Genomic DNA, 9,963 nt, shown 5'->3' with positions numbered 1-9,963 from the left:
GCGTTTTTTAGCTCCGCCACGAGTTAAACGAATGGTTACCATAACCTTCCTCTAAGTATTTAATAATAAAAGAAAACCTGCATCGAAGGAGCAGGAATGCTTACTTTTTTCTCTGTATATATAGACAAAAAGCCCGAGAATTATACATTTTTCGGGCTAAAAATCAAGATTTATTAAAAAGTGCGGTGGAATTTTAACGAATTTCCGTCACGCCATTTTCTGCACGAATCACGCCATTTTTCATGGCATTTTCCAGCAAACGATCATTTTCAGGCAAAGACGCTCGGGGAGCCTCGTTGTGCCACAAATGATAAGCGATAGCTGCAAATTTAATGGTCGCAATTTTACCGCCATTATTGAAAAAACGCGCGACAAATTCACTATCTTCACGCCCCCAGCCGACAAAGTCATTATTAAATCCATTAATTGCCAAGGCATCTTCACGGAAAAAGCCCATATTGCAACCGCGAATATTTTTATAATAATAACGTTTTTCTTTTTTCAACAAGGCATTCGCTAAAAATGGGCAATGAATAGCAGAAAAACGTTTTTCAACGCGTTTTTCCAAGCCCTTTTCATACCATTTCAATGGGCGATAGCAATCAAGTGCGGATAATAATTCAGCCGTTTTTTCTTCAGGTAACACAATACGCCCACCTTGCACATAAACACCTTTTTTCGCCGCTTTTTTATGGTCTGCAATAAACTCAGGATGCATCACCATATCACCATCAATAATCACCACATAATCACAACGTGCCATAGCCAACGCTCGATTGCGTGATTCTGCTAGACGAAAACCATCATCAGCTTGCCATGCGTGTTTTACCGGCACAGGACAACGTACCGCAAATGCCTCAATCACCGCTTTAGTTTCTTCTCTTGAACCATCATCAGCAATAATCACTTCGTCAGGTAAAACACGTTGCGCCAACACCGAATTCAACACCAATTGCAAGGCATCAGGACGGTTATAAGTCGTAATAATCAAGGATACAGTTAATGCAGAAGGTGAATATTTTTCAACATTTTTCATGGGTATTTTGACAAACTGATTCATCATGATCTCTATAAGTGCGGTTAATATATTGACTATTTTAACCGTACTTTATGGTAAAACCAACTAATAACCTTTATAATCAAAAAATCATTAACATTAAGGTAATTCTATGAAAACAATGAAAAAACTCACCGCACTTTGTGCCATTACATTACTCGCGGCTTGTATGTCCAGCGCGCAAATGAATCAACAAGCAGAAAGCAGCTACGCTTCAGTCGTACAACAAGCACAAAATAAAAACCTAGTAGATTACGACTCACCAACAGCAAAACGCATCCAAACCATCTTCCGCACCATGGTGCCTTATGCCGATAAAGAAAACAAAACAGGTGAAAAATTCAACTGGCGTATGACGGTGGTCAAAAGCAACGAATTGAACGCCTGGGCAATGGCTGGCGGAAAAATGATGTTCTACACAGGATTGGTGGAAAAATTGAAGTTAACTGACGATGAAATTGCGGTAGTAATGGGACACGAAATGGCTCACGCCTTACAAGAACATAGCAAATCCGCACAAAATCTCGGAATCGCAACTAGCATTCTTGGCTCAGTCGCTGATGCAGCGGTTTCTGTTGCCATTGGTGCAGACACAGGCGGATTAATCAGTACAGGCGTTCAACTTGGCGTAGATATGCCTTATAGCCGCAGCAATGAAACAGAAGCGGACGAAGTAGGCTTGATTTTAATGGCAAAATCAGGCTACAACCCACAAGCCGCACCAAACTTATGGAAAAAAATGCAAGCCGCTTCAGGTTCTGGCGGTGGCGGTATTTTCTCTACTCACCCAAGCGATGAATCGCGCCAAGAAAATTTACAACGTTTACTGCCTGAAGCAATGAAATATTACAAGCCTAGAAAATAGTGCGGTATTAAGGCCTGTTTACTTAATGCCATTCTCGTATTTTACCCCATACAACCGTATGGGGTTATTTGTCCCAATTATTTCTCATACTATCGAAATGTTCCTTTTTACATCTTCAATAAAATTTATCCATTTTGCGACAATTCTCACATTTTTGGGCTTTTCCAATTTTATTTCTGTGATCCCCTTCAAAAAAAAAAAAAAAAAAATACTAATATATTCATGGCGTTAATTCAATAAATTGGAGGCACTATGAATAAAAATATCCAACAGCGCTATCTTGTAGCTAGAAATATTATTCAGCAAGCAGGTAAGGAAGCGCTTTCGTTCTATTTAAACCGTAATAATTTAGAAATTATTTACAAAAAAGGAGAAAAACAGGATTTAGTTAGCATCGCGGACAAAACCGTTGAGTCAATTATTAAGTCCGCTGTTCAACAACATTTTCCTGATGATGGTTTCTTAGGCGAAGAAAGTGGCGCACAGGATGTCACAAAAGACTTCTGTTGGGTCGTAGATCCTATTGATGGAACAAGTCCTTTCTTATATGGCTTAAACGCTTGGTGTATTTCTATTGCCGTATTATACCGTGGCGACATCGTCATCGGTCTTATTTATGACCCGCAACATGACGAACTATTTCATTGCACAAAAGGCAATGGTGCTTATCTCAACCAAACCGCCATTCAGTGTGCAAACGCCCATTCATTAACGGATGGCTTAATGGGATTAGGCGTATCTCACAGAGTCAGTCCACAAACTTTTACACCATTCTTAGATTATGTATTGAAAAATGGCGGTATGTTTATCCGTAATGGTTCTGGCGCACTAATGTGTGCGTATGTCGCAGCAGGACGACTTATTGGCTATTACGAACCCCACATCAATTCTTGGGATTGTCTTGCTGGTATTCTACTTGTAGAAGAAGCTGGCGGTAAAGCGAACGCATTTCTTGAAAATAACGGCTTGCTCAAAGGCAACCCAATCCTTGTTAGTGCAGCAGGCATTTTCGCTGAACTAGATGAACTAAAAAATTCTGTATTGTAAGGAGATTATTATGTCTATTCTCACTTATTTCAAAGCTAGCCCAGCCATTCCACTCAAACAATATACAGAAGCGATGTTTAGAAGTACGCGAATGAAAAGTTTCTGGGCATTTTCTTTCGCTTATGCAATTTACTATGTTTGCCGCTTATCTTTTAACGTAGCCAAACCGGCATTAGTTAATAATAACATCCTTACACCAACAGAATTGGGGGTTATCGGCTCAGCCATTTTCGTCACCTATGCCGTAGGTAAATTTGTCAATAGTGCTATTGCTGATCATTCCAATATCGTTCGATTCCTTTCTATTGGATTGTTCTTCTCAGCCGTAGCTAACTTTGCCATGGGTATGACAACAAGTGCGGTAGTTTTAACGGTCATTTGGGGATTTAATGGATGGGTTCAATCTATGGGAGTTGGACCATGTGTTGTCGCATTATCTCGTTGGTATGACGATAAAGAACGCGGTTCCTATTATGGTTTCTGGTCTGTGGCGCATAATGTCGGCGAAGGTATCACCTTTGTGGTAACTGCAGCCATTATCACAACCTTTGGCTGGAAATTTGGTTTCACCTTTGCAGGAATTATGGGCATGTTAGGTGTTCTTGTAGCGGTCATGTTTATGAAAGATTCGCCTGCTGCTTGTGGTTTTGCACCAATCATCCCACAAACCACAGAAAAAGCCGAAATGGACAATAAAGAGGTATTAAAACACCAATGGGCTGTGATTAAAAACCCAGCCATTTGGATCTTAGCTGTCGCCTCTTGCTGTATGTATATTGCTCGCTATGGTGTTAATAGTTGGGGAGTATTCTTCCTTGAAAATGGAAAAGGTTATACAACTTTGGAAGCAGCATCTATTGTCAGCGTTAATAGTATCGTAGGTATTATCGGCACTATTGCCTCTGGCTGGCTTTCAGATCGCTTTTTAAGCGGTAAACGTAATGTTATGACTGTAGTTGTGAGTTTAATTAATGCAATTTCACTTGCCGCATTCCTATTTGCACCAGCTGGAAATGCTTGGTTCTCAATTATTGCGTTATCTATTTTTGGTATTACATTGGGTATCCAACTATGCTTCCTTGGCGGTCTCTTAGCAACAGATATTTCTCACAAATCCGCATCAGGAATTGCTCTTGGTATGATGGGGGTCTTTGGTTATGCGGGCGCAGCCGCTGGTGAGATTTTAACTGGTGTCATGATTGATAAAACGACAATCATTGATGAAGCAGGTAAGAAAATCTATGATTTCGATAGTCTTTCTTACTTCTGGGTAGGAGCAGACTTATTATCTGTTTTAGCTTCCGTTCTCTTTGCTGTAGTCGTTGCATACCAAATGAGAAAAGTAACAACAAAATAATAAAACTTGTTTTATCAATACCAATCGGGGTGGCTATTATGCCCCCCCTTTAAACCTAATTTTCGCTGTGCAAGCCTATCTTTTACCTATACACACAAAAAATCGATAACAAAACAACGATATTGTCATCAATATCCTACCGTACTGATTACTTATAATATCATTTTATTTTTCTCTGCCTGTTAACAAATTTTAAATTTGTGACATACAACATTCTAGTCCGTACAATTTAGACATTTTTGCTAAATTTTGTCTTACCTATCCAGCAATCTTCAATGCAATTTATATAAGATAAATATATGATTAGCTGTTAGGTCTTAGTTAAGTTAGTCATAATTTATACATTAGTAGTACTCATTATTTCCACCTTGTTAATTAGGAGAATTTATGAAAAAGCTAACTATTATTCCTCTTCTTGCTGCGTGTTTACTGTCTTCAAACTTGATGGCTAAAGAAATTACAGTTGGCGCACCTATGCCTGCATTTGCAGACAAATGGCTTACCTACTTATACGATGCTATTCGTCAATATGATAATGAGCACGATGATATTGTCTTCAAACTCACCGATGCCAATAATGATCCAAGTCGAATGCTTAATGATGTAGAAAATTTTATTGATCAAAAAGTTGACGTATTATTAGTCATTCCTACAGATCCACAAATTGTAAAAATAATAGGTGAAAAAGCAAAAAAAGCCGGTATTCCTTTGGTCATTGCTAATCGAGGACCTGCAGCAAAAGATATGAAGTACATTAAAAGCTATGTGGGATCAGATAATTTTATTGCAGGAGAAATGCAAGCAAACTTTGTTGCTCAACAACTAGCAGGTAAAGATGCAAATGCGGTAATTTTACTGGGTGAACTTGGACACGACTCGCAAATAAAGCGCACAGAAGGAAATTTAAAAACATTGGAAAAATATCCCAATATTAAAATTATTGCGCAACAAACGGCAAACTATGATCGAGCTAAAGCGTTAGACGTTGCAACTAACCTTCTCTCTGCCTATAAAAATTTAAATGTTGTCATTAGTAATAATGATGAAATGGCGATAGGAACTATTTTGGCAGCAGAAAAACTTGGTATTAAACAAGATGACCTCCTTATTATTGGCATTGATGCAACGCCAGATGCTCTAAAATATGTAGGTAACGGACTTGATGCAACAATTTTCCAATCTGCAAAAGGTCAAGGTCGTGGTGCTGCTGAAGTTGCTCATAAAATAGCAAAAGGTGAGGAAGTAGAAAAAAACATATGGATTCCATTTGAACTTGTCACCCCGAATAATAAAGCCGAATATGAAGCAAAATATAAATGATTATTCACACCTATATATCCTTATTAATTTAGCCTATTCTGATTCTAGAATAGGCTTTTTTATATTTTATATTCTATAAATTCTAAACTTTGTGAACTAAAACATATAAACACTAACAATTCAGCCATTTTTTTAATTTTTTGTCTCTATCATACAAGACAAGTTAAATCAGCTTACCTAAGATAATCCGTAATAAATAGATTTATCTTTAACAAATAAATATAACAATAAACTATTTACAACTCAAAAAACAAGGAGATTGTTATGAACATTGATAGAAGCCGTTTTTGCATAAATCGCAAAATCGCCCCTGCACTTAGCATTGAGGAATTCTTTCAAGTGGTGCAAAAGTGCGGTCTAAATAAAGTAGAGATTCGCAATGATATGCCAAGTGGTAAAATCCTTGATGATCTCACACCAGAACAATTCAATGAACTGACGAAAAAATATAATATTGAAGTCGTTACCATTAATGCGCTTTACCCTTTCAACCTACCTGCAAAACGTGAACAAGTCACTAAAACAGCTATTGAAATGTTAGAAACAGCAAAAGCGGTGGGAGCAAAAGCGGTGATTATGTGCCCATATAATGAGCCAGATTCTCGCTCAACCGCACAGCGCATTGGCGATACCGTAGATTCTATTCAATATTTCACCGCACTTTTTGCCCAATATGGTATCGAGGGGTTAGTTGAACCACTAGGATTCCCAGTCAGCTCTTTACGTTCATTCACGTTAAGCGGCGAATTAATTAAGGCTGTCGGCTCACCATTCAAAATGACTTTAGATACTTTCCACCACCATTTAGCGGAATTGCCAGTTGAAAACTATGCAAGTACAGTTGATATTAACCAAGTTGGTTTAGTCCATTTATCCGGTGTAGAAGCAACTCGTCCAGTAGAAACCCTATTAGATGAAGATCGCATTATGTTAAGCAAAAAAGATGTATTGCGTTCTAAAGAACAAGTGATGGAATTAGAAAAATTAGGCTATCAAGGCATTTATGCATTTGAACCATTCTCATCAGTATTAAATAACTGGACAGCTGCAGATATTGAACATGCAATCAATGAAAGTATTGCTTATCTCTGCGAATAATTTGCCTATTGGAATAAATAATTGAAGGAGTATAAAAATGACATTACGAATTGGCGTTATTGGAACTGGGGCGATTGGTCAAGAGCATATCGAACGTTTAAGCCATAAATTAGTCGGCAGTAAAGTCGTGGCAGTCAATGATATTAATGAAGAAAGTGCAAAAGCCGCTATCGCTCGTATTGGCATTGATGCAAAATTTTATGCTAATGCACATGAATTAATTAACTCAGCTGAAGTCGATGCGATTGTAGTCACATCTTGGGGACCCTCACATGAAGAATTTGTCCTTGCTTCGATTGCCGCGGGTAAATATGTATTCTGTGAAAAACCATTAGCCGTCACCGCAGAAGGCTGTAAAAATATCATTGATGCCGAAACTAAATTCGGTAAACGTTTAGTGCAAGTTGGCTTTATGCGCCCATTTGATAGCACTTACCGCTTATTAAAAGCTGCGTTAGATAACAATGAAATTGGACAACCATTAATTGTTAATTGTAAACACTTCAATCCTGAGGTAGGTGATAACTACACTACGCCGATGGCAATTGTAGATACCTTAATTCATGAATTAGATGTTCTACGATGGTTACTAGATGATGACTATACGTCTGCACGTGTGTTATTCCCAAGAAAAACATCTCATGCTTCAGACCATTTAGCAGACCCACAAATTGTGGTGCTTGAAACCAAAAAAGGCATTGTGATTAATGCAGAAATTTTTGTTAATTGCCAATATGGTTACGATATTCAATGTGAAATTGTGGGCGAAATGGGAATTGCAACATTACCAGAGCCAAATCAAGTCAGTTTGCGCAAAAATGCTAAACTTCAACGTGGTATTTTAATGGATTGGAAGAAACGTTTTATTGATGCCTATGATGTTGAATTACAAGCATTTATTGATGGTGTAAAAGCCGATAAATTAGCTGTTGGGGCAAGTGCTTGGGATGGCTATGCCGCAGCTGTTGCCGCTGATGCTTGTGTAAAAGCACAACAAAGTGGTGCAATTGAGCCAATCGAAATGCCGGCAACCCCAGATTTTTATGCTAAAGCTAAATAAATTTAGCTTAAAAATAAATAAAAACCGATAAAAAAGATTAGCCAAAACAAAACTGGGCTGATAGAGAATAACCAGTCCAGTTTCCTTATAAGGTTTGCTAAAATAGAAGCTCTTTATAGGAAGTAAAGGAAAGGCTAATGGCTAGAATTGATACATTTTTATTCAAAGATTCGTTTGCAAATGAGAACATATTACTTGCATATAATTATACTGACCCTGAAATGAATATGGTGGAGCATACGCACGAATTTAGTGAATTAGTGATTGTAGATAAGGGATATGCTGTTCAAATTTGTAATGGAGAACCTTATTTCATCCAGGAAGGAGACGTGTTTTTAGTCAAAGAAGGGGATCGACATTTTTATAATGAACTTGGTACATTAAAACTAATGAACATACAAATTAATCCTCGATACCAATTTCAATATTTAAAACAAATCGAATGTCTCTTAAAACCTTTTTATGTTTATAACACAACGGATTTTACATGGCTAATGCCAAAGGATAAAGAAATCTGCATTGAGCTTGTGAGACAAGTTAATAATATCCCACTAAAACAAAATGATCTTTATCATTTTCAAATTGAGACTTTGTTTATGCAGCTTTTAAACCGTATTATCACAAGCAAAAAAGCCACTCAAAACAACAGTACACAATTTAAAATTCGGAACTTGTTAATTTATTTACAACGAAATTATGCAGAACAAATTGATTGGCAATGGTTATCAGAATATTTCTGTCTAACCAATAAGACCATGACGCGAAAAATAAAAGAACTTACAGGGATGTCGCCAGTAAATTATTTAAATCGCTTAAGAGTACTAGCTGCGAGAGAACAAGTCTGCCATTCTGATGATTCTATTATAAATATTGCTATAAATTGTGGTTTCAATAATAGTGATTATTTCACTAAATGTTATAAGAAAAATTTTAACATTTCACCAACTGATGAACGTAAGAAAAATGAATGATATATCATTGTATTATACAGGGGTGAGTTAATCGCTCATCTATTGAGAAACATAGGTAACAGTAGAGAGGTATCTTATGAAAATTGCATTTGATGTTGACGTACTAGCAAAACAAATGAGCATTAGTGATATGGTGCATAAAGTGGCAGATTGGGGTTATAAATATATTGAACAATCGCCACATCCTCGAATTAACCCTTTTTATAAACATCCACTTTTCTCCCGTGAATGTGAAAAAGAATACCGCACAGCCTTACAACGCACTGGCACGGAAATTTCATCTTTCATTGTTGTTTATCGCTGGTCGGGTCCTACAGAAGAACAACGTCAACACGCCGTTGCTAACTGGAAACGCATGATTGAAATTGCAGATTCTATGGATGTTCGAGTGATCAATACCGAATTATCCGGCGACCCTCATCAACCGGAAATTTGCAACGGTATGCTTTTCCGCTCGCTTGATGAATTAATGCCTTATTTTGAAAAATACGGTATTCGCTGCGAAATTCAATCTCATCCTTATGATTTCTGTGAACTCAACAACGAAACCTGTGATATTGTCAAATCTTATCGCTCTGACCATTTAAAATATGTCTATTCCTCACCGCATGGTTTCTTCTATGACAAAGGCAAAGGTGATGTCAGAGCCATGCTTGAATATGCCGGTGAAGATTTATCCCACATCCTATTCGCCGACACCTTCAACCAAACCCTAGATTGCCGTTATATCGTCAACCCACCGGGTTGCTGCGCTACCATTCACCAACATTTACCGATGGGCGAAGGCGATGTTGATTTTGCAGGTATTTTTGAATCTCTCAGAAAAATGGATTTCGCCAACCGCACTTATAACGTCGGCGGCGAAAGTATTGCCTGTGTTTCCATGTTTGGGTTCCCGGAAAAAATGGATGTTGAAGCACCAAGAGCGCGAGAAATTATTGAAAGAGAGCTTCTAAAAAGCTAATGGCTTTTGAACATTAACAGCCCCACATGAGCCGCTCTGCGGCTCTTTTTTTTCAGTCTAAATGAGTGGGGCTTAACAAACCTAACTCGGCTCGTGCTAGATTATTGCTCAAAAACAAATTTTGTCAGCAATCTGGAATCTTAAGGTCTGTTTATCTCTCAATAAAAAAGGCATAGTAGACAAAATGGTTGCTAAAAAGTGGCTTAAAGCCTTATATTATGGGC

General features: G+C 37.7%; 9 protein-coding genes. 8 read left to right on the top strand and 1 reads right to left on the bottom strand.

Annotated features, from left to right (window positions below; translation table 11 throughout):
- Positions 1-193: 193 nt before the first annotated feature.
- Positions 194-1,060 (bottom strand): glycosyltransferase family 2 protein, encoded by an 867-nt coding sequence (locus tag Q0O89_RS09645; protein WP_293731498.1) that lies wholly within the window; start codon positions 1,058-1,060, stop codon positions 194-196.
- A gap of 109 nt (positions 1,061-1,169) precedes the next feature.
- Here Q0O89_RS09645 and Q0O89_RS09640 point away from each other — a divergent pair, with 109 nt between their 5' ends.
- The 8 genes from Q0O89_RS09640 (at position 1,170) to Q0O89_RS09605 (ending at position 9,739) form a co-directional block, all read left to right on the top strand.
- On the top strand, positions 1,170-1,922 hold the full coding sequence (locus Q0O89_RS09640) for a M48 family metallopeptidase (protein WP_293731497.1): 753 nt from the start codon (positions 1,170-1,172) through the stop codon (positions 1,920-1,922).
- Between the two features lie 252 nt (positions 1,923-2,174).
- Positions 2,175-2,969 carry an inositol monophosphatase gene (locus tag Q0O89_RS09635; protein ID WP_293731496.1) on the top strand — a complete coding sequence of 265 codons (795 nt, stop codon included), beginning with the start codon at positions 2,175-2,177 and terminating at the stop codon, positions 2,967-2,969.
- Positions 2,970-2,979: 10 nt separating this feature from the next.
- Positions 2,980-4,326 (top strand): MFS transporter, encoded by a 1,347-nt coding sequence (locus tag Q0O89_RS09630; protein ID WP_293731495.1) that lies wholly within the window; start codon positions 2,980-2,982, stop codon positions 4,324-4,326.
- 387 nt (positions 4,327-4,713) lie between these two features.
- Positions 4,714-5,646 (top strand): substrate-binding domain-containing protein, encoded by a 933-nt coding sequence (locus Q0O89_RS09625; protein WP_293731494.1) that lies wholly within the window; start codon positions 4,714-4,716, stop codon positions 5,644-5,646.
- 264 nt (positions 5,647-5,910) lie between these two features.
- Positions 5,911-6,744 (top strand): TIM barrel protein, encoded by an 834-nt coding sequence (locus Q0O89_RS09620; protein WP_293731493.1) that lies wholly within the window; start codon positions 5,911-5,913, stop codon positions 6,742-6,744.
- A 37-nt stretch (positions 6,745-6,781) separates the two neighbouring features.
- Positions 6,782-7,804: a Gfo/Idh/MocA family oxidoreductase gene (locus tag Q0O89_RS09615; RefSeq protein ID WP_293731492.1), complete on the top strand. Its 1,023-nt coding sequence runs from the start codon at positions 6,782-6,784 to the stop codon at positions 7,802-7,804.
- A 137-nt stretch (positions 7,805-7,941) separates the two neighbouring features.
- A complete protein-coding gene (locus Q0O89_RS09610; RefSeq protein WP_293731491.1) occupies positions 7,942-8,775 on the top strand; it encodes a helix-turn-helix domain-containing protein in 834 nt (277 codons plus the stop codon).
- Between the two features lie 76 nt (positions 8,776-8,851).
- Positions 8,852-9,739 carry a sugar phosphate isomerase/epimerase gene (locus Q0O89_RS09605; protein WP_293731490.1) on the top strand — a complete coding sequence of 296 codons (888 nt, stop codon included), beginning with the start codon at positions 8,852-8,854 and terminating at the stop codon, positions 9,737-9,739.
- Positions 9,740-9,963: the final 224 nt, after the last annotated feature.

This window comes from uncultured Actinobacillus sp. (assembly GCF_945915845.1).
Taxonomy (GTDB): domain Bacteria; phylum Pseudomonadota; class Gammaproteobacteria; order Enterobacterales; family Pasteurellaceae; genus Exercitatus.
This window is presented reverse-complemented; position numbering and strand designations above follow the sequence as displayed.